This window comes from Bacillus sp. B1(2022), from assembly GCF_040259625.1.
In the GTDB taxonomy this organism is placed as follows: Bacteria; Bacillota; Bacilli; order Bacillales; family Bacillaceae; genus Bacillus; species Bacillus velezensis.
Window position 1 is genome coordinate 1 of the sequence record NZ_JANIFO010000005.1, and the last position, 21,083, is coordinate 21,083.

Consider the following 21,083-nt stretch of genomic DNA (forward strand, 5'->3'; position numbering starts at 1 on the left):
GCGTTTTGATTCGCTTTAGGACTTTTTTCTTTCCCTTTTAGGCTGAGAGGAGCAAAGCAGGCTTTCTGATTCACCGCCCGGAATGCTTCGGAATACCGTAAAGCAGAGAGGGGGAAAAACATGAAAAGCTGCCGTTTTAGCATGATATGGTTTTTGGCCGTTGTACTGACAGCCGGCATCTTTACATTCTCAGCATCCGCACAAGCAAGCGGCACTCAGCCGGAGAGAGAAATGAGAGCCGTATGGATCGCGTCTGTCACCAATATCGACTGGCCCTCTATAAAAGGGCTGTCACCGGAAGAGCAAAAAAGAGAATACAGCAAGCTGCTGGATGACGTTCAGGAGATGGGAATGAACGCCGTTATCGTCCAAATTAAGCCTGCGGCTGATGCTTTTTATCCATCAGATTACGGGCCTTGGTCAGAGTATCTGACAGGAACACAAGGCAAAAATCCCGGCTACGATCCGCTTGCTTTTTTAGTTGAAGAGACACATAAACGGAATCTTGAATTTCACGCTTGGTTCAATCCTTACCGGATCACGATGAATCACACAAATTTGAATGCGCTTTCAGATGATCATCCCGCGCGTTCGCATCCGGACTGGGTCGCTGCATACGGAAAACAGCTGTACTATAATCCGGGCATTCCGGAAGTAAGACAATTTATAACGGATGGAATCAAAGAGGTGGTCAGCCGTTATGACATTGATGCGGTTCATATGGATGATTATTTTTATCCTTATAAAATTGCCGAACAGGAATTCCCCGATCAGGCGGAATACGAACGGTACGGAAAAGCTCACTTTGCATCAGTTGATGACTGGCGCCGGGATAACGTCAACCGGCTTGTAAAAGAAATCAACCAAACCATCAAACGAGAAAAACCTTATGTCAAATTCGGAATCAGCCCGTTCGGCGTATGGAGAAATGCCGCAGATGACCCGACAGGCTCCGAAACGGCCGCAGGGGTGCGGAACTACGATGATTTATATGCTGATACGAGAGAATGGATCCAAAAAGGATACATTGATTACATCGCTCCGCAAATTTACTGGAGCATCGGATTTAAAGCGGCGGCATATGACGTCTTAGCGGATTGGTGGGGAATAGAAGTGAACAATCGGCCGGTGCATTTATATATCGGGCAGGCAGCTTATAAAATCAACAACAACGCTGATCCGGCCTGGGCCGACCCGGGGGAATACGGAAGACAGATTGCTCTTAACAGGGGATCAGCATGGATAAAAGGCAGCATGCATTTCAGTTTAAAGGATTTAAACCGTAATCCGCTCGATGTGAAAAACCGTTTGATCAAAGACATGTATAGCCGGCCCGCATTAATTCCCGAGATGCCTTGGCTCGGACATTCCGCTTTAAAAAAACCGGCTGTCAAACGGGCGGAGAAGAACGCTTCAGGCCATACACTCTATATCGAAGATGCGAAATCCAACGGTAAAAAAACGGCTTATTACGCCATTTACCGCGCAGAAAAGGGAAAGCAGCCTTATTTAGTGGATACAGTCAGAAAAACATCGTCACGGACGCAGACATTTTCAGATACTGATATTCGGGCGAAAGAAACCTGCACCTATTTCGTTACTTCCGTTGACAGGCTTCACCATGAGAGCCGTCCCTCCGCAAAACGGACAATTAAATAGCCATTATTAATATAACTGACAGTTGCGGCGCTGTCAGTTTTTTTGTAGCGGATGAGTCCGAATGTTCAGACTTTATTTGGATGGAATGAATAAAGACCCCCATTAATAAAATGTAGAAAGCAGCAGAAGGAGGAAGGTTAATGAATTTTCAACTGACAAAAGAACAGCAGATGGTGCGCGAAATGGTCAGAGATTTCGCCAAAAATGAAATTGCCCCGAAAGCCCATGAGGTTGATCAATCGGCCGTCTTCCCGATAGACACATTTAAAAAAATAGGCGAACTCGGGCTGCTCGGAATTCCGTTTCCGGAAGAATACGGCGGGGCGGGCGGTGACACCATTTCATATGCAGCAGCGGTCGAAGAAATCGGAAAAGCCTGCGGCAGCACGGGGCTGAGCTACGCGGCGGCCGTGTCACTCGGCGCAAGCCCATTATACTATTTCGGTACTGAACAGCAAAAGCAAGAACATCTTATTCCGCTTGCTTCGGGAAAAGCGCTCGGATCATTCGGGCTGACAGAGCCGAATGCAGGTTCCGATGCCGGCGGAACCCAGACAAAAGCCGAGAAAAAGGGCGATGACTATGTGATAAACGGAGAGAAATGCTGGATCACAAACGCAAATTACGCCCGCACGGTCATTGTCACCGCCGTTACGGGAAAGAACTCCGCCGGAAAACCGATCATTTCAGCTCTCATCGTCCCGACAGACACACCGGGATTTACGATCACAAATCCGTACGACAAGATGGGTGTGAGAGGGTCGGATACGGCCGAGCTTGTGCTGGAGGATGTCAGGGTGCCTGCCGATAACCTGCTCGGTGATCCTGAAAAAGGTTTTAAACAATTTTTATATACATTAGACGGCGGGCGGATCTCGATTGCGGCACTGGCTGTCGGTATCGCTCAAGGCGCACTGGAGGCGTCGCTGTCATATGCGAAGGAACGCAAGCAGTTCGGCAGTCCGATATCGTCATTTCAAGCCATTCAATTTAAGCTGGCCGATATGGCGATGGAAATTGACCTTGCCAGACAGATGGTGCTTAAAGCGGCATGGCTGAAGGATCAAAACCTGCCATTTACGAAAGAAGCTGCATTCGCCAAGCTCTATGCTTCTGAAATGGCCGTCAGAACGTGCCTTCAGGCCATCCAAATTCATGGCGGTTCCGGTTATATGAAGGAATGCGGTGTCGAACGTATGCTTCGTGACGCAAAGCTGATGGAGATTGGCGAAGGAACGTCAGAAATTCAAAGAATGGTCATCGCAAGACAGCTTTTGAAGTGAAATGAAAACGTTTACTAAGACAGGGATGGAAGGGGGGCAGGTCATATGGCTGAACTTATCCATTTAACAGCCGGAAAGCTGCTTGAGCGGACCGCGGAGCTTTTTCCGGATCGTGAAGCGGTTGTTTACCCTGAGCGCGGCCTTCGTTATACGTATGCCGAGTTTGACCAGTTATGCCGGCAAACCGCAAAAGGGCTGATGAAGCTGGGAGTTGAAAAAGGAGATCATGTGGCCATATGGGCATCCAACATTCCGGAATGGCTCGCGGCGCAATTTGCAACAGCGAAAATCGGCGCCGTTCTGGTCACCATTAATACCAATTTTCAAATCGCAGAGCTCGATTACCTGCTGGCACATTCAGACGTCTCGGCCTTGATAATCATGGATTCCTACCGGCAGACATCTTATGTTGAAATCGTGAATAAGCTGATTCCGGAGCTGAAAACTTGTGAGCGCGGCAGGCTGCGTTCGAAACGTTATCCATTTTTACGGACGGTGTTATATATCGGTGATAAAAGCCCGCCCGGGATGCACCGTTGGGATTCATTGCTGGATAATGCCGAAGCTGTAACGGATGCAGCGCTTGACGGAAGGATGGACAGCCTGAAAAAGGATGATTGCATTCATATGCAATATACATCAGGTACGACCGGATTTCCGAAAGGCGTCATGCTCTCACATTTTAATATCGTAAATAACGCGGCCAATATCGCAGAATGCATGAAGCTTACTTCATGTGACCGTTTATGTATTCCCGTGCCGTTTTTCCACTGCTTCGGGTGCGTGCTCGGCGTGCTGGCATGTGTTTCCGCGGGTGCGGCGATGATTCCGATCGAACAGTTTTCTCCGCCGGCCGTTCTGAAAACGGTGGAGCAAGAAGCCTGTACGGCTCTGCACGGTGTACCGACGATGTTTATCGCCCTCCTAAATGACAGCCGTTTTTCTGAATATGATCTTTCCCACGTCCGAACCGGGATTATGGCAGGCTCGCCATGCCCGGCGGAAGTCATGAGAGAAGTGATCGGCAAAATGGGGATGACCGACATTACCATTGCCTACGGACAGACCGAAGCATCACCTGTTATTACGCAGACAAGAACGGATGATTCATTTGAAAGAAGAGTGGAAACAGCGGGGCGCGCGCTTCCCCATATCGAAGTCAGAATCGTTCGGCCCGGAACATCCGGAGAAGCCGCCAGGGGCGAACAAGGAGAGCTCTGCACCCGCGGATATCATGTCATGAAAGGCTATTATAAAAATCAAGAAGCGACCGAAGAAGCGATAGACAAAGACGGCTGGCTGCATACCGGTGATTTGGCGGTCATGGACGAGGACGGATACTGCAAAATCACGGGCCGTCTGAAAGACATGCTGATCAGGGGCGGCGAAAATATCTATCCGCGCGAGATTGAGGAAATGTTATATCGGCATCCCGCAGTGGCGGACGTTCAGGTCGTCGGCGTTCCTGATCCGAAATACGGAGAAGAGGCCGCGGCGTGGATCAGGCTCAAAGACGGACAAACCGCTTCCGCAGAAGACATCAGAACCTTTTGCAAAGAACATATCGCCCGCTATAAAGTCCCCAGGTATGTTTTGTTTACAGATGAATATCCAATGACAGCCTCAGGAAAAATTCAGAAATTCAAGCTGCGGGAAAAAACGATTGAAGAGCTCAAGTTAACTTAATGAAAAAGGAGTGCTTCACATTTGTTTAAAAAAGTCCTGATTGCCAACAGAGGAGAAATCGCCTTAAGAATTATCCGCACCTGCAAACGTCTCGGCATCCCCTCGGCAGCTGTGTATTCAGAAGCCGATCGGGACGCGCTGCATGTAAAAGCGGCTGATGAGGCCTATCCGATCGGTAAATCGAGAGTAAATGAAAGCTATTTACATATCGACAGAATCATAGAAGCCGCCAAATTGGCCGGAGCGGACGCCATTCATCCGGGCTACGGGCTTCTGTCAGAAAACAGCCTGTTCGCCGAACGCTGCCGAAAAGAACAAATCACATTTATCGGTCCGCCCGGTGATATCATCGCCAAGATGGGCAGCAAGATAGAAGCCCGAAAAACGATGCAAAAAGCAAAGGTCCCGATCGTTCCCGGTGTTTCAGAGCCATTGCCCGATGTTCACTCCGCCTTAGCCGAAGCCCGTGCCATCGGTTTTCCGGTCATGCTGAAAGCGTCCGCAGGAGGAGGCGGAATCGGCATGCAGATCGTACATTCAGAAGAAGAGCTGGCCAAAGCGTTTGAAGGCAATCAAAAGCGGGCCGCCTCCTTTTTTGGAGACGGCGCAATGTATATGGAAAAGGTCATTGAAAATGCCCGTCATATTGAAATTCAGATACTCGCAGATTCTTTCGGCAACACCGTTCATCTGTTTGAACGTGACTGTTCAGTCCAAAGGCGCCACCAAAAAGTGATAGAAGAAGCGCCGTCGCCGTTTGTTGACGATGAATTAAGACAAAGACTCGGTGAAACCGCCGTTAAAGCCGCAAAATCGATCGGCTACCAAAATGCAGGCACAATAGAATTTCTCGTCGACCAAAAGAAACAAATCTATTTTTTAGAGATGAACACCAGACTGCAGGTGGAGCATCCGGTGACAGAAGAAATTACAGGACTGGATCTTGTGGAAGAACAGCTGAAAATTGCCGCTGGGCAGGCGCTGCCTTTCTCGCAGAAAGATATCAACCACCGCGGTCATGCGATAGAAGTGCGGATCTATGCGGAAGATCCGGTCACCTTTTACCCGTCACCCGGTACCATCTCGTCTTTTTCCGTTTTAAGACACCCGTCAGTGCGACACGAATGCGCCGTCGAAAAGGGAAGCGTCATTTCTCCGTTTTACGATCCGATGATTGCCAAAATGATCGTCACGGCGAATACGAGAAAACAAGCCATTGAACAACTGAAAACCGCCCTTGGCGAATATCATGTAGAAGGGATTAAAACCAACATTCCGCTGCTGACAAAAATTGCTCATTCAGAAGTGTTTGAAAAGGGCGAGGCAACAACCGGTTTTTTACAAACAATGAACGAGGGGGCATCCAAATGAGCGTCATAAAAATTCAAATGGCGGGAAACCTGTGGAAAATTCATGTGAAGCCGGGTGATGTCATTGAAGAAGGACAGGAAGTGGCCATCTTGGAATCTATGAAAATGGAAATTCCGATTATCGCTGATGCAGCGGGTACGGTGAAAGAAGTGAAAAAATCAGAAGGTGATTTCACTGATGAAGGAGAGGTCCTGATTGAACTTCAATAAAACGGGAGGTGCAGCATGAACTGTCCGAAACATGTCCGCATCAATGAAGTAGGACCGCGTGACGGCTTGCAGAATGAATCGGCGTGGGTGGATACAGAAGATAAGATTGAGTGGATCAATATGCTGTCAAGAACAGGCCTTCCCTATATCGAAGTGACATCTTTCGTGCATCCGAGATGGATTCCGGCTCTTCGTGACAGCCTGGACGTCGCAAAAGGCATTGCCAGATCTGAACATACGGTCTACGCGGCTCTCGTTCCGAACCTCATCGGACTGGAGCATGCGGCAGAAGGCGGAATCGATCAGGCATGTGTATTTTTATCTGCAAGTGAAACCCATAACCAAAAAAACGTAAACAAACCGATTGACCGGACCGTTCAAGAGCTCAGGCGGGTTATTACTGAAGCAAAAGCTGAAAAAATGGCGACGAGAGCTTATCTGTCCACTGTGTTCGGCTGTCCGTACGAACAGAACGTGCCGGTCGAACAAGTCATCCGCCTGTCAGACACCCTGCTCGAAATGGGTGTTGATGAAATATCGCTCGGCGACACGATCGGCGCGGCAAACCCCTTGCAGGTCATAGCCGTGCTTGAAGCCCTTTTGCCGAGAATTCCCGCCTCAAAAATCGCACTCCATTTCCATGATACAAGAGGAACGGCTCTAGCGAATATCATTCCCGCTCTTGATATGGGCATCACATCCTTTGATACTTCCTCAGGCGGGCTTGGCGGCTGCCCGTACGCCCCTGGATCAGCAGGCAACGCTGCCACAGAAGACGTCATTTATATGCTCGAACAAATGGGGATTGATACCGGGACGGACATGAATAAACTTCTTTATGCCGCCGGCTGGATCGCGGATAAAATAGGCAAAGACCTGCCAAGCAGAAACCTGCAGGCATTCAGAACGAAATGAGAAAGGAGAAGCCATGGGAGATTGCGTTTTGTATTCCGTCTGTCAAGAAACAATCGGTCTGATCACGCTGAACCGCCCGCATGCGGCCAACTCGCTGTCTTCAGAAATGATTGATCATTTACAGCGTGTGATTGAAGACATCAAAAACTCGCCATCCATTCGTTGTGTCATTCTCACCGGCACCGGGAACACATTTTGCGCCGGTGCTGATTTAAAAGAAAGAGCGGGGATGAATCATGAACAAGTTAAGCAAAGCGTCAGGCGTATCGGTGAAACGGCCGCATCCATTGAAGCTCTCCCGCAGCCGGTCATTGCAGCGCTGAACGGAACCGCTGTCGGAGGAGGCCTTGAACTCGCCCTCGCCTGTGATATCAGAATCGCCGTCAGCCGGGCGGGCCTCGGCCTTCCTGAAACAGGGCTTGCGATCATTCCCGGAGCGGGCGGAACGCAGAGACTGCCCCGGCTTATCGGCCCCGGCGCGGCAAAAGAATTGATCTATACCGGCCGAAGGCTTTCTGCAGGAGAGGGAAAAGACATGAAGCTGATCGAGCATGTTTGTGAAGCCGATGAACTTATGGAAAAAGCGAAAGCACTGGCCGGCCGCATCGCCGCTAATGGGCCGATCGCCGTCAGACAAGCAAAATTCGCGATAAACAAGGGTCTGGAGACAGATCTCAATACAGGGCTCGAAATCGAACGAAAAGCATATGAACAAGTCATCCCCACACTTGACAGAGAAGAGGGCCTGCGCGCTTTTAAAGAAAAAAGACCCCCTGAATACAAAGGAAAATAAAACATGGAGGGACTCGGATGGATTACGAAAAAGAACGGCAGACACGCAGCAAAACGATTGAAAAGGGAGGAGCCGCGAAATATCACGCAAGCAACGAAAAGAAGGGAAAACTTTTTGTAAGAGACAGGCTGAAGCTTTTATTCGATGACGGCATATCCGTTGAAGACGCTTTTTTCGCCGAGTGCATGTCAGACGGACTGCCGGCTGACGGGGTCGTTACCGGGATCGGAACCATCGGCGGCAGAACCGTTTGTGTGATGGCAAACGACTCAACCGTAAAGGCGGGCTCGTGGGGCGCGAAAACGGTGGAAAAAATCATCCGCATTCAGGAGACGGCGGAAAAGCTTCAGTGTCCGCTCTTGTACTTAGTCGATTCCGCAGGTGCGAGAATTACGGATCAGGTCGACATGTTCCCGGGCAGAAGGGGAGCCGGCCGCATCTTTTATAATCAAGTAAAGCTGTCGGGCCGCATTCCGCAAATCTGTTTATTGTTCGGCCCTTCCGCTGCGGGCGGCGCTTACATTCCGGCCTTTTGCGACATTGTCATTATGGTCGAGGGCAATGCATCCATGTACTTAGGTTCCCCGCGTATGGCAGAAATGGTAATTGGCGAGAAAGTATCGCTTGAAGAAATGGGCGGCGCCCGTATGCATTGTTCCGTATCAGGCTGCGGTGATCTCCTCGCCCGGACGGAACAGGAAGCAATCATGATGGCGCAGACATACCTCAGCTATTTCCCGTCAAATTATACTGAAAAAGCGCCCGTCAACAAATCTAAGAACCCGAAAGCTTTTGAAAAACCGCTCTCAGATGTCATCCCGGCACATCAAAACGCACCGTTCAACATGATGGATTTAATTGAACGTGTCATTGATGAAGACTCATTTTTTGAGATTAAACCGTTATTTGCGCAGGAATTAATAACGGGGCTTGCGCGGATTCACGGACAGCCGGTCGGCATTATCGCCAATCAGCCGCGTGTTAAAGGCGGGGTTTTATTTCTCGATTCGGCGGATAAAGCCGCAAAATTTATCGCTTTGTGCGACGCATTCCATATTCCGCTTCTGTTTTTAGCAGACATTCCCGGATTCATGATCGGAACGAAGGTTGAGCAGGCGGGCATCATCAGGCATGGCGCAAAAATGATCTCCGCAATGGCGGAAGCGACTGTTCCGAAGCTTTCCGTTATCGTCAGAAAAGCCTACGGTGCCGGATTATACGCGATGGCGGGGCCTGCTTTTGAACCGGACTGCTGTTTAGCGCTTCCGACTGCGCAAATTGCCGTAATGGGTCCTGAAGCAGCGGTGAATGCGGTCTACGCAAACAAAATCAGCGGGCTAGCCCCTGAAGAAAGACCGGCTTTTATTCAAGAAAAGCGTGATGAATATAAGGAAGACATTAACCTTTACCGGCTTGCCTCTGAAATGGTGATTGACGGCATTGTTCCTGCTGATTCCTTGCGGGAAGAACTCAATAAACGCCTCACTGCTTACATGTCCAAACAACTGACATTCACACACCGGAAACACCCCGTATACCCGGTTTAAATAAAAAAAAGACTGCATAGATCCGGCTCGCAGCCGTTCTTATGCAGTCTTTTTTCACAGTCTTGATCTCATTTTCTTCACAACGAAATAAACAACAATAAATACGAGAGCCAATATAATGATCGGAGTTGTATACATTCCGGCATAGCTGTCTACGTCTTTCCACTGTCCCCCGAGCTGATACCCGAGATAAACGAAAATGACAGACCACGGAATAATGGCAAGCGTCGTCAATATGACAAACTTGGAAAGAGGCATTTTCGCAAGGCCGGCCGGGATGGAAATCGCATGTCTGACGACCGGGATAAACCGCGCCGAGAACACAACGCCGGCGCCGTAACGGCGAAACCAGTTTTCCGCAACATCAATATGATGCTTTTTCAGAAGTAAGTACTTGCCGTACTTGTCCAAAAACGGCCGTCCCCCATAACGGGCGATCCAGTAAATAAAGCACTGCGCGATCGTTCCCCCGATCACACCGGCGACAATGGCGCCGATAAAGCTGATCGTGCCTTCTGACACCATATAGCCTCCGTAAGCCAGAACGATTTCACTCGGAATGATTTCGATCATTAATCCGAGCGCAATCCCTAAATAGCCCATACTTGTCAGCCAGGATAATATTTCACTAATAAAATTGCCCACACTGTTCACAACCTCTTTATCTTTTTACCCAATTATATGACTGATTGACAAGCAAAATGGTTACAAATTATTTTTTAACGCACGATTTCTTCAGATTCTCTTTTTAACACCTCTTCTAAATAAGCTAAAAGTTTCGGTCTCATTTCTTCCCGCAGAAGCCCGATCTCCGTGCCGGCCTTAAAACAGCCGAACTTATCTCCTATATCAAACCGGCTTCCTTCAAGCTCCCGCGCGTAAATGCTTCGGGTGCGGCACACTTCGCGCAGCGCGTCTGTCAATTGGATTTCGTTGCCCGCGCCTCTTCCGACCGTCTTCAGCGTTTTAAAAATAGCAGGGGTTAATATGTAGCGGCCCATCACGGCAATATGAGAGGGCGCCTTTTCAACAGCCGGCTTCTCAATCAGATCCTCAACCTCGTACACATGACCGCTCTGCCGCCCCGTCTGTATAATACCATATTTGCTGACATCAGCAGGATCGACGGGCTGTACGCCGATCGTTTCTGTGCCGTGTTGGTTATAGACGTCGATGAGCTGTGAAAGAGCGGGAGTGTCAGATACCATAATATCATCACCTAATAGAACGGCAAAAGGCTCATCTCCGATAAAATGCTTCGCACACAGCACCGCATGTCCTAATCCGAGCGGTTCTTTCTGACGGATGTAATGAATATTGGCCAAATCGGCAATCCGCTGCATTTCCTTCAGCGTCTCCGTCTTGCCTTTTTCCTGCAGATTGAATTCCAATTCCGCCGACCGGTCAAAATGATCTTCAATCGAGCGTTTGTTTCTCCCTGTAATAATCAATATATCTTCAATTCCTGACGCTGCGGCCTCTTCGACAATATATTGGATGGCCGGTTTGTCGACAATCGGCATCATTTCTTTCGGCTGCGCCTTTGTCGCCGGCAGAAATCTCGTTCCTAAACCTGCTGCGGGAATGACCGCTTTTCTCACTTTTCTCATTCATCTTCACTCCTGATCCTGTATGTTTTTCAGCGAATCTCCAAATACCCATATTCGGTTTCCGATAAAATTCATCATCATTCCGCCGATAGTGGCGGCGAACTTACTCACCAATAGCGAACAGCCGCCTTTTTGAAACGCGTAAAGCAGCAAAAAGGTGATTCCCGACGCGGCAAGATTAATCATGAGAAATCGCATGATCTCTTTCCCGTCAGCCTTGCGTTTTACACGAAACGTCCACTTCCGGTTCCATACATAGCTGTTGATGATCCCTGCCGAATAGGAGCAGATCTGCGCCGGAAGATAGGGGACATGACAAGCGGCGAGAAGAAAGAAGACACCAAAATCGATCAGCGTATTACCGACGCCTACAGTGCAAAAACGGCCTGCTGTCTTTACTTTTTCTTTCAGCATAACGGTGACCTCCCCTCATAATAAGATGCGGTTCGCTGTCCTATTTGTTGATATGGATTACTTTAGCGGACAGTGTTGAATAAACAATTACTAAAATATGAACAAAACATGAAAACGTAATGGGGCTTTGCAAAACTCATTAAGTTAACATTTTTGTATTTTAGGTTGACATATTCCGCGAGGGACACTAATATTCTGTATAAGTGTTAACCTTTAATCATTTTAGTTAACATTAATTTTCAAAGTAAGAGAAAGGAGGGGAATATATGCGGGAAGAAACCTATTACAGCGTAAGAATGAGAGCTTCCCGAAACGCCCCCCATGAGCAGGGCGGAAAACACATTTCCGGCGGAGAACGGCTCATCACTTACAGCGGTTTACAGGAAGCGGTAGATGGCTTATTACATAAAGGCTTCTCGCACTCAAGAGGGATACCTGATTTTATGCAGATTCAGCTTGAAAGCATTAATGAACCGATCGAAACGATCCCCCCTTTGCCGGTTGCTTTCCATCAATCAGACACGCCGAAAAAAGGACAAGCAATCGCCCGCAAGCTTCTGCAAAAGGCGGGGATTCCCCCGCACATGATAGAGAAAGCGTACGAAAACATTGCGGAATATGCAGAAGCAAGAGGAGCGGTCCTGTTTGATATCCGGGCAGGAGAACGCATTGACGGCAGAGGAAATAGAGGTGTGCGGGTATCCCGAATGGATTGGCCGTCACATGATTTTCAAAAATGGGCTTTTACTCACAACATGCCGGAACATTCACGAATAAAAGAAGCACATGCCATCGCGGCAAAAGTTTGCGCACATCCGGGGATTATTGCTGAATTGTGCTGGTCGGATGACCCTGATTACATAACAGGCTACGTTGCCGCAAAGAAGCTGGGATATCAGCGGATTGCCAAGATGAAGAATGCCGGAGATGAAAGCGGCTGCCGGATTTTCTTTACAGATGGCTCCATAGATACGGAGAGCTGTATCCATTTTTTAGAGAAGCAGCCTGTATTCATTCAGCAGGAGGAGAAATGATGAAACAATCAATGATTGAAAAAAGCAAAAAGCATCTTTGGCTGCCTTTCACACAAATGAAAGATTACGATGAAGATCCGTTAATCATTGAAAGCGGAAACGGGATCATGCTGAAAGACATCAGCGGCAAAGAATATTATGACGGCTTTTCTTCAGTATGGCTCAATGTACACGGCCACCGCAAAAAAGAAATGGATGAAGCGATTCAAAAACAGCTTGAAAAAATCGCTCATTCGACCTTACTGGGTATGACGAACGTTCCCGCAACAGAACTTGCCGAGATGCTGACAGGCATCACACCGGAAAAGCTGACACGCGTTTTTTACTCCGACAGCGGAGCGGAAGCAATGGAAATCGCTCTGAAAATGGCCTTTCAATACTGGAAAAACATAGGGAGACCCGAGAAACAGACGTTTATTTCTATGCAGAACGGTTATCACGGCGATACGATCGGAGCCGTCAGCGTCGGCTCCATTGAACTCTTCCACCATGTGTACGGCCCGCTGATGTTTGAAAGCTACAAAGCCCCGATTCCGTATGTATACAGATCTGAAAGCGGTGACCCCGTACAGTGCCGGGATGAATGCCTTCACGCGCTCGAACAGCTGCTTGCAAAGCATCACGAAGAGATTGCCGCACTTACGATCGAATCGATGGTGCAAGGCGCATCCGGGATGATCGTCATGCCTGAAGGCTTTCTGGCAGGCGTACGAAAGCTGTGTACGGCATATGATGTGTTAATGATCGTTGACGAAGTGGCGACGGGGTTCGGCCGCACCGGAAAAATGTTTGCCTGTGAGCATGAAAATGTCCAGCCGGACTTGATGGCGGCAGGGAAAGGCATTACGGGAGGCTATTTGCCGATTGCTGTGACGTTTGCCACAGAAGCCATTTATGAAGCCTTCTACGATGACTACGACAAAATGAAAACATTTTTCCACGGCCATTCCTATACAGGAAATCAGCTTGGCTGTGCCGCGGCAATTGAAAATCTGCGTTTATTCGAATCAGAGCGCATCGTTGAACAAGTCGCCGAAAAATCAAAAACGGCAGCGGAATTTCTTCATGATCTGAAGCAGCTCCCTCATGTCGGCGATGTCCGCCAGCTCGGTTTCATGTGCGGCATAGAGCTTGTGCAGGATAAGGGGACAAAACAGCCTTATCCGCCTGAAAAGCGGATGGGATACAAGGTGTCCTTGAAAATGAGAGAGCTTGGTATGCTGACACGGCCGCTCGGAGACGTCATCGCCTTTCTGCCGCCGCTTGCCAGCACAACCGATCAGTTACAAGCCATGATCTCCATTATGAAAGAAGCGATAGCCGAGGTGACCGGCCGTGGATTTTGACGGATGGCTCCTCGGAAGGCTCGATGCGGTGAAAAGAGACGGGCTGTATCGGACGCTGCGAACACAGGAAACCGCTCTCAAAACCAAAGGGCAAAAGCGGCAGACCTGGGCGTCCAATGACTATTTAGGCCTGTCAAAAGATGAGCGGCTGATCACAGCCGCGCAAACGGCGATGAGCCGGTTCGGAGCGGGAAGCGGCGGCTCACGGTTAACGACAGGAAATACTGTGTGGCACGAAAAACTTGAACACACAATCGCGGACTTTAAACAGACGGAAGCGGCTTTATTGTTTTCAAGCGGTTACTTGGCGAATATCGGCGTGCTTGCCTCACTGCCTCAAAAAGGCGATGTCATTTTAAGCGATCAACTGAACCATGCGAGCATTGTTGACGGCTGCCGTTTATCAAAAGCGGAAACCATCGTGTACCGCCATATTGATATGGCTGATCTTGAGAAAAAACTTGCCTCCGTCCAGGCTCGGAACCGCCGCTTCATCGTCACAGACGGCGTCTTCAGCATGGACGGCACCATCGCGCCTCTTGACCGCATAATGGCGCTTGCAAAGCAGTACCAGGCATTTGTGATAGCAGATGACGCGCATGCAACCGGTGTACTCGGGGAAAACGGCGGGGGAACCAGTGACTATTTCGGTGTTTGTCCTGATGTTGTCATCGGCACATTAAGCAAAGCTGTAGGAACGGAAGGCGGTTTTGCCGCGGGATCAAACATTTTCATTGATTTTTTGCTGAATCAGGCGCGGACGTTTATTTTTCAGACGGCCCTCCCGCCGTCAATTTGTGCGGCTTCGCATACGGCATTTGACATCATATCAGATATGCACGATACGCGCCGTGAGCTGCAGTCGTCTGTCAAAATGATAAAAACGCGTCTGGCCGATATGGGCTTTACCGTAAGAGGCGGAGATACACCGATTATCCCCGTGATCATCGGTGATGCAAAAACAGCGGTTTCAGCCGCTGCGCTGCTGAAGAAAAAGGGAATCTGCGCCCCGGCCATCCGCCCGCCCGCCGTTCCGGAAGGCGAAAGCAGAATCAGGCTGACCGTTACGGCGGATCGCAGCTTACAGGACATAGACGAGCTGACAGAAGCATTTGATTCCATTAGAAAAGAGCTGAATATAAACAAATGAGAAGTTTTTTTGTCACAGGAACAGATACCGGCGTCGGAAAAACCATCGTTTCTTGCGGTCTTGCCGCGGCATTCCGGCAGAAACAGGCGGATATCGGAGTGTTTAAGCCGTTTTTAAGCGGCGTGCCTCGGACTCATCCGGAAAGTGACACCTCGCTCTTGAAAGACATGTCACAAACCGCACTGTCTCATGAAGAAATCACGCCATTTGAATGGAAAGAGCCGCTTGCCCCGTACACGGCCGCCATGCTTGAGGGGAAATCCGTGAGCATGGCGGATGTCATGGCCCACTGGAGTAAGATCAAAAATCGTCATGAGTGTTTCATCGTTGAGGGGGCAGGCGGCATTTCCGTCCCGCTTGGTGAAAATTACTTAGTCAGTGATCTGATAAAAGCCATGGAATTGCCGGCGGTGATTGTGGCCAGGCCTGATCTCGGAACCATCAACCACACATATTTAACCGTTGAATATGCGAAAAACATGGGGATAGAGGTTCTCGGCATTATTATCAACGGCGTAAAGAGCCGGCCGGGGCTGGACGAAAAGACAAACCCGAGCATGATTGAAACATTATGCAAAGTTCCGATTTTGGGAATCACACCGAAGCTGGATCACGTTTCACCGGAAAACATTCAACACATGATTGAGAAACATATAGATGTTTCCTCTTTCATGAATCTGACACAAATGGGGAGATAAACATGAATCAATGGATGGATCTTGCAGAGAGAGTGCTGGACGGGGCGGAAGTAACGAATCAAGAAGCGCTGGCCATTTTAAATTGTCCTGATGAGGATCTTTTATTGCTGATGCATGCCGCTTTTCATATCAGAAAACGATTTTACGGAAAAAAAGTAAAGCTGAATATGATTATGAATGCAAAATCAGGCCTGTGTCCGGAAAATTGCGGGTACTGTTCACAATCTTCAATATCAAAAGCGCCGATTGAGTCTTACCGGATGGTGGATAAGCATATATTGCTTAAAGGGGCAAAACGCGCCCACGACCTGAATATAGGGACATACTGTATCGTCGCCAGCGGCCGGGGACCGTCAAACAGAGAAGTGGATCAAGTTGTTGATGCTGTCAAAGAAATTAAAGAAACGTACGGTTTAAAAATCTGCGCATGCCTCGGTCTGCTGAAGCCGGAACAGGCAGAGCGGCTGAAACAGGCAGGAGTAGACCGGTACAATCATAACATCAATACATCACAAAGGAATCACTCAAACATTACGACCTCCCACACGTATGACGACAGGGTCAATACAGTGGAAACGGCGAAACAATCGGGGATGTCACCTTGTTCTGGTGTCATCGTCGGCATGAAAGAGACGAAACAGGACGTCATTGATATGGCGAACAGCTTAAAAGCGCTTGACGCCGACAGCATCCCGGTTAATTTTCTGCATGCGATTGACGGAACTCCGTTAGAAGGGGTAAGCGAATTACATCCGGTGTATTGCCTGAAAGTGCTCGCCTTGTTCCGTTTTATCAATCCGTCAAAAGAAATCCGTATCTCAGGAGGCCGGGAAGTCAACCTTCGTTCGCTGCAGCCGCTGGGACTTTACGCCGCAAATTCGATTTTCGTCGGAGATTACTTAACGACAGCAGGGCAGCAAGAAACAGAGGATCATCAAATGCTCCATGATTTAGGTTTTGAAGTCGAATCCGTTGAAGAAATGAAAGCCGGCCTGCAATCCGCCTGCAATACGGAGGTATAAGATGACGGCGGAGCTATCGATTGCACATCCGTCTCTCCATGCGGATTCGGATTTTTGGAATGACCCTTACCCGTTTTATGACAAACTGCGATCCATTGATCCTGTTTATAAAGGAACCGTATTAAAATATCCGGGCTGGTATGTCACCGGGTACAAAGAAGCGGCAGCGATTCTGAAAGACATTCGGTTTAAAAACCGCATTCCTCTTCCGGAAGCTTCAACGAAATATCAAAATCTATCGCATATCCAGCACGATATGCTGTTATTTAAAAATCAATCAGACCATAAGCGGATGCGGATGCTTATCGGTAAAGAATTTACCGCAAAGACGGCGGAATCACTTCGCCCTTGTATAAAAGAAACGGTTCATGACTTGTTGGATCAAGTCCAAATCAAAAAAACCGCGGACCTTGTTTCAGAGTTTGCCTTTCCATTGGCAAGCCTTATCATTGCGGAGATACTCGGAGTGCCGAAAGAGGAGAGATATCAATTCAGACAATGGACGGCAGACGTCATTCAGGCCATTGATCTTACCCGATCAAGAAAGACGTTAGTCAGAGCAAGCGACACCGCAGGCAGGCTGACGTCATATTTCAGAGATTTGATTCACAAGCGGGAAGCGCACCCTAAACAAGACTTGATCAGCAGGTTTATTATGGAGGAACAGCTTTCAAAAGAGGAAGTGCTCGCGACATGTATCTTACTTGTCATAGCCGGACACGAGACGACGGTAAACCTCATAAGCAACGGTGTGTTTACTTTATTGAAACACCCTGAACAGCTTAGCGCACTGAGAGAAAACCCCTCGCTTATTGAAACTGCAGTTGAGGAATGTCTGCGCTACGACAGCCCCGCGCAGCTGACGGCACGCACCGCTTCAGAAGACTGTGAAATAAATGGGAAGACCATAAAAAAAGGAGAGCAGGTATATATCCTTTTAGGGGCAGCCAATCGCGATCCAAGCATATTCGATCAACCTCACAAAATGGATATCCAAAGAAAGCCGAACCCGCATGTTGCATTCGGAAAGAACGCCCATTTTTGCATAGGCTCCTCATTAGCGCGCATCGAAGCACAAATTGCAATTCTCACACTGTTTGAGCGGATACCTAAGCTTCGGCTGGCTGCACACCGCCTTGAATACCGCAAGCTCATTGGTTTTAGGTCGCTCAAAGAGCTCCCGGTTGTCATTGGCTGAATGACCATGCAGGAGGGCCGGATTTTATCGGTTCCTCTTGCAGGAAATAAATGAAAGAAAAAAGAATACATATTTATAAAGCAAAAATCCTCTCTGATCCATCTCACTATCCCTAAAAAAACTCACTGCTCAGCCAATCAATCTAATGCAGCAAGGGTCTCCCTTTCTTTCGCCAAAACGGAACATTCACCATGATGCACATTTTTTCAGCCTCAGAAACTGTGCAAAACCGGCATGTTTTTTGCTTTATTTTCTCGATTTTTTGTAAGCGCTTACTAATATTAAGCAGAAAAGAGGGGGATTTGTGGACATTGTTATTATTTTATTGGCATTAGGCATGCTGATGTTTGCGGCTTACCGGGGCTTTTCAGTCATTTTATTCGCCCCGATTTGCGCGCTGTTTGCCGTGCTCCTGACAGATCCAAGCTTCGTACTTCCTTTCTTCTCGAATATATTTATGGAGAAGATGGTAGGATTTATTAAGCTGTATTTTCCCGTATTTCTTTTAGGGGCCGTTTTTGGCAAGGTTGTTGAAATATCCGGGCTCGCCGAGTCGATTGCAAAAACAATCGTCAAGCTTGTAGGGGCAAAAAGATCCATTCTCGCCATCGTCTTAATGGGTGCGATTTTAACGTACAGCGGCGTCAGTCTCTTCGTAGCGGTGTTTGCCATTTATCCGTTTGCTAAAAACCTATTTATTAAAGCTGATATTCCCAAGCGTCTGATACCCGGTACGATTGCATTGGGCGCCTTTACATTTACAATGGATGCGCTTCCCGGCACACCGCAAATCCAAAATGTCATTCCGACCGCTTTTTTTAAAACAAACATTTATGCCGCTCCCTGGCTCGGACTGATTGGTGCAGCATTTGTGCTTACGGCCGGAATGATTTATTTAGAATCCCGGCGCAAAAAAGCGGCCAATGCCGGAGAAGGCTATGCTGGATTTCAATCTGAAGTTTCCGCTGCAGAGGAATCCTCAAGTCTGGCTAATGAAACACATACGCCTGTTTTACCGCAACCCAGCCCCGCGCGGCAAGTGCTCGCCTTTGTTCCGCTTATCCTTGTGGGAGTCATGAACAAATGCTTCACGATGTGGCTCCCGCATTGGTACCCTGACGGATTTGATTTTGCGCCGCTCGGCTTAGAAGCGTTCGGGAAGATTGACCTTTCCTCCGTCACTGCGATCTGGTCAGTAGAACTCGCACTGTTCATCGGAATCATGACAACGATTTTGTTCGATTGGAAAAAAGTCCTCTTCAATTTGAAAGAAGGACTGAATGAGGGCATCGGGGGCGCCTTGCTGGCGTCGATGAATACAGGAGCCGAATACGGATTTGGCGGCATCATTGCGGCGCTTCCCGGCTTTAAAATGGTCAGCAGCGGCATATCGCAGACGTTTACTGATCCGCTCGTCAACGGAGCGGTGACGACCACTGCGCTTGCCGGAATTACAGGATCGGCATCAGGAGGAATGGGCATCGCTTTAAGCACGATGTCAGCAGCGTATACAGAAGCAATCAATACATTCCACATCCCGCCGGAGGTCATGCACCGGGTGATCTCGATGGCCTCCGGCGGGATGGACACTCTTCCGCATAATGGCGCCGTCATTACGCTGCTCGCGGTCACCGGGTTGACTCACCGCCAATCCTACAGGGATATCTTTGCCATTACCGTCATTAAAACAGCCGCTGTGTTTGTCATCATCGCCATTTACAGTCTGACGGGCCTTGTGTAGCCAAAACAGAAAGGGGAAACGAATATGGGAAAAGGAAAAGTGATGGACTCTTATCAAGATGCTGCTGCACTGATCAAGGACGGAGACACCCTCATCGCAGGAGGCTTCGGCCTGTGCGGCATTCCGGAACAATTAATTCTCGCGATCAGGGACAGCGGCGTAAAAAACTTGACCGTTGTCAGTAATAACTGCGGTGTTGATGATTGGGGGTTAGGCCTCTTGCTTGCAAACCGGCAGATCAAAAAAATGGTCGCATCCTATGTGGGAGAAAACAAAACCTTTGAACGGCAGTTTTTAAGCGGAGAGCTGGAAGTCGAATTGGTGCCCCAAGGAACGCTCGCAGAAAGAATTCGCGCGGGAGGGGCGGGCATTCCGGCGTTTTACACACCTGCGGGCGTCGGAACATCAGTAGCCGAGGGAAAAGAACATAAGACATTTGACGGGCGCACCTACCTTCTGGAGAAAGGGATTACAGGGAACGCCGCCATCGTAAAGGCCTGGAAAGCCGATCCTCTGGGCAACCTGATGTTCAGAAAGACGGCAAGAAATTTCAATCCGCTCGCTGCAATGGCAGGCAAAGTGACGATTGCAGAGGCTGAAGAAATCGTCGATACCGGAGAGCTTGATCCGGATCAAATTCATACGCCGGGTATTTTTGTGCAGCACGTGCTGCACGGCGGGATTCATGAAAAACGGATTGAACGCCGCACCGTCCGGCAAGCATGATAAAGGAGGCTGACAGAATGAGAGATAGCAGAAAACGAATGATCAAACGGGCTGTAAAGGAAATTAAGGACGGAATGAATGTGAACTTGGGGATAGGGATGCCGACGCTTGTAGCCAATGAGATACCGAATGATTATAACGTCCTGCTTCAGTCTGAAAACGGCTTGCTCGGGATCGGGCCTTATCCGGCGGAAGGAACGGAGGACCCTGATCTGATCAACGCGGGAAAAGAAACCATCACCGAAGTAAAGGGAGCCTCGTATTTTGACAGTGCCGAATCCTTTGCCATGATTCGCGGCGGCCACATTGATGTAGCGATCCTCGGCGGGATGGAAGTGTCCGAACGGGGAGATTTGGCGAACTGGGTGATCCCAGGAAAAATGATCAAAGGAATGGGCGGCGCCATGGACTTGGTCCACGGAGCAAAACGGATTATTGTCATTATGGAGCACGTGAATAAATATGGGGAATCTAAAGTGAGAACGGAATGTACGCTGCCTTTAACCGGCAGGCAGGTGGTCGATCGGCTGATCACAGATTTGGCTGTATTCGATTTTCATGATGGCCGTATGACGCTCACCGAACTGCAGGAAGGTGTAACAATGGAGGAGGTCTTTGAGAAAACAGAAGGTCATTTTACTGTCAGCCAGTCGTTAAAAAACGGGGTCAGACCAAAATGAG

At 48.8% G+C, this 21,083-nt stretch carries 19 protein-coding genes and 1 pseudogene; 17 read left to right on the forward strand and 3 right to left on the reverse strand.

Annotation, left to right across the window (positions count from 1 at the left end):
• Positions 1-120: 120 nt before the first annotated feature.
• The 8 genes from NQS30_RS10545 to NQS30_RS10580 all read left to right on the forward strand — a co-directional run bounded on the left by NQS30_RS10545 (position 121) and on the right by NQS30_RS10580 (position 9,463).
• Positions 121-1,659 (forward strand): glycoside hydrolase family 10-like protein, encoded by a 1,539-nt coding sequence (locus NQS30_RS10545; protein ID WP_167340684.1) that lies wholly within the window; start codon positions 121-123, stop codon positions 1,657-1,659.
• A gap of 140 nt (positions 1,660-1,799) precedes the next feature.
• Positions 1,800-2,942 (forward strand): acyl-CoA dehydrogenase family protein, encoded by a 1,143-nt coding sequence (locus NQS30_RS10550; RefSeq protein ID WP_003153894.1) that lies wholly within the window; start codon positions 1,800-1,802, stop codon positions 2,940-2,942.
• A 45-nt stretch (positions 2,943-2,987) separates the two neighbouring features.
• Positions 2,988-4,628 carry an AMP-binding protein gene (locus NQS30_RS10555; RefSeq protein ID WP_167340683.1) on the forward strand — a complete coding sequence of 547 codons (1,641 nt, stop codon included), beginning with the start codon at positions 2,988-2,990 and terminating at the stop codon, positions 4,626-4,628.
• A gap of 21 nt (positions 4,629-4,649) precedes the next feature.
• Positions 4,650-5,999 (forward strand): acetyl-CoA carboxylase biotin carboxylase subunit, encoded by a 1,350-nt coding sequence (locus NQS30_RS10560; protein ID WP_167340682.1) that lies wholly within the window; start codon positions 4,650-4,652, stop codon positions 5,997-5,999.
• Positions 5,996-6,208 carry an acetyl-CoA carboxylase biotin carboxyl carrier protein subunit gene (locus NQS30_RS10565; RefSeq protein WP_007410121.1) on the forward strand — a complete coding sequence of 71 codons (213 nt, stop codon included), beginning with the start codon at positions 5,996-5,998 and terminating at the stop codon, positions 6,206-6,208. Before NQS30_RS10560 ends, NQS30_RS10565 begins: the two co-directional genes overlap by 4 nt.
• Before the next feature lie 15 nt (positions 6,209-6,223).
• Entirely contained in the window at positions 6,224-7,123 is a 900-nt protein-coding gene (locus NQS30_RS10570) for a hydroxymethylglutaryl-CoA lyase (protein ID WP_167340681.1), read from the forward strand.
• Between the two features lie 13 nt (positions 7,124-7,136).
• Positions 7,137-7,916 carry an enoyl-CoA hydratase gene (locus NQS30_RS10575; RefSeq protein WP_138092425.1) on the forward strand — a complete coding sequence of 260 codons (780 nt, stop codon included), beginning with the start codon at positions 7,137-7,139 and terminating at the stop codon, positions 7,914-7,916.
• Between the two features lie 17 nt (positions 7,917-7,933).
• Positions 7,934-9,463, forward strand: coding sequence for an acyl-CoA carboxylase subunit beta (locus NQS30_RS10580; protein WP_059367353.1), 1,530 nt, complete (start codon positions 7,934-7,936; stop codon positions 9,461-9,463).
• 54 nt (positions 9,464-9,517) lie between these two features.
• On the opposite strand, the gene uptA is transcribed toward NQS30_RS10580, so the two are convergent.
• From uptA to NQS30_RS10595, 3 genes and pseudogenes are all read right to left on the reverse strand, one after another.
• On the reverse strand, positions 9,518-10,108 hold the full coding sequence (gene uptA, locus NQS30_RS10585) for an undecaprenyl phosphate transporter UptA (protein WP_061046736.1): 591 nt from the start codon (positions 10,106-10,108) through the stop codon (positions 9,518-9,520).
• Between the two features lie 74 nt (positions 10,109-10,182).
• On the reverse strand, positions 10,183-11,073 hold the full coding sequence (gene galU / locus NQS30_RS10590; RefSeq protein WP_059367354.1) for a UTP--glucose-1-phosphate uridylyltransferase GalU: 891 nt from the start codon (positions 11,071-11,073) through the stop codon (positions 10,183-10,185).
• A gap of 6 nt (positions 11,074-11,079) precedes the next feature.
• Positions 11,080-11,531, reverse strand: a pseudogene (locus tag NQS30_RS10595) (GtrA family protein).
• 222 nt (positions 11,532-11,753) lie between these two features.
• Here NQS30_RS10595 and NQS30_RS10600 point away from each other — a divergent pair.
• The 9 genes from NQS30_RS10600 (at position 11,754) to NQS30_RS10640 (ending at position 21,082) form a co-directional block, all read left to right on the forward strand.
• Positions 11,754-12,521, forward strand: a complete 768-nt coding sequence (locus NQS30_RS10600; RefSeq protein ID WP_043021169.1) for a 6-carboxyhexanoate--CoA ligase — start codon at positions 11,754-11,756, stop codon at positions 12,519-12,521.
• A complete protein-coding gene (gene bioA, locus NQS30_RS10605) occupies positions 12,521-13,867 on the forward strand; it encodes an adenosylmethionine--8-amino-7-oxononanoate transaminase (RefSeq protein ID WP_059367357.1) in 1,347 nt (448 codons plus the stop codon). Before NQS30_RS10600 ends, bioA begins: the two co-directional genes overlap by 1 nt.
• Positions 13,857-15,017 (forward strand): 8-amino-7-oxononanoate synthase, encoded by a 1,161-nt coding sequence (gene bioF / locus NQS30_RS10610; protein ID WP_069007451.1) that lies wholly within the window; start codon positions 13,857-13,859, stop codon positions 15,015-15,017. The genes bioA and bioF overlap by 11 nt, the downstream gene beginning before the upstream one ends.
• Positions 15,014-15,715, forward strand: coding sequence for a dethiobiotin synthase (gene bioD, locus NQS30_RS10615; RefSeq protein ID WP_069007450.1), 702 nt, complete (start codon positions 15,014-15,016; stop codon positions 15,713-15,715). Before bioF ends, bioD begins: the two co-directional genes overlap by 4 nt.
• A gap of 2 nt (positions 15,716-15,717) precedes the next feature.
• Positions 15,718-16,737: a biotin synthase BioB gene (bioB, locus tag NQS30_RS10620; protein ID WP_007410132.1), complete on the forward strand. Its 1,020-nt coding sequence runs from the start codon at positions 15,718-15,720 to the stop codon at positions 16,735-16,737.
• A gap of 1 nt (position 16,738) precedes the next feature.
• Positions 16,739-17,935 (forward strand): cytochrome P450, encoded by a 1,197-nt coding sequence (locus tag NQS30_RS10625; protein WP_069007449.1) that lies wholly within the window; start codon positions 16,739-16,741, stop codon positions 17,933-17,935.
• A gap of 304 nt (positions 17,936-18,239) precedes the next feature.
• The gene (locus tag NQS30_RS10630; RefSeq protein ID WP_015239957.1) at positions 18,240-19,676 is read left to right on the forward strand and encodes a GntP family permease; all 1,437 of its coding nucleotides are present in this window, start codon (positions 18,240-18,242) and stop codon (positions 19,674-19,676) included.
• Positions 19,677-19,700: 24 nt separating this feature from the next.
• Positions 19,701-20,402 (forward strand): CoA transferase subunit A, encoded by a 702-nt coding sequence (locus NQS30_RS10635; RefSeq protein ID WP_069007448.1) that lies wholly within the window; start codon positions 19,701-19,703, stop codon positions 20,400-20,402.
• Between the two features lie 17 nt (positions 20,403-20,419).
• Complete coding sequence (locus NQS30_RS10640) at positions 20,420-21,082, forward strand: CoA transferase subunit B (protein WP_069007447.1); 663 nt, start codon at positions 20,420-20,422, stop codon at positions 21,080-21,082.
• The last annotated feature ends 1 nt before the right edge of the window (position 21,083 follow it).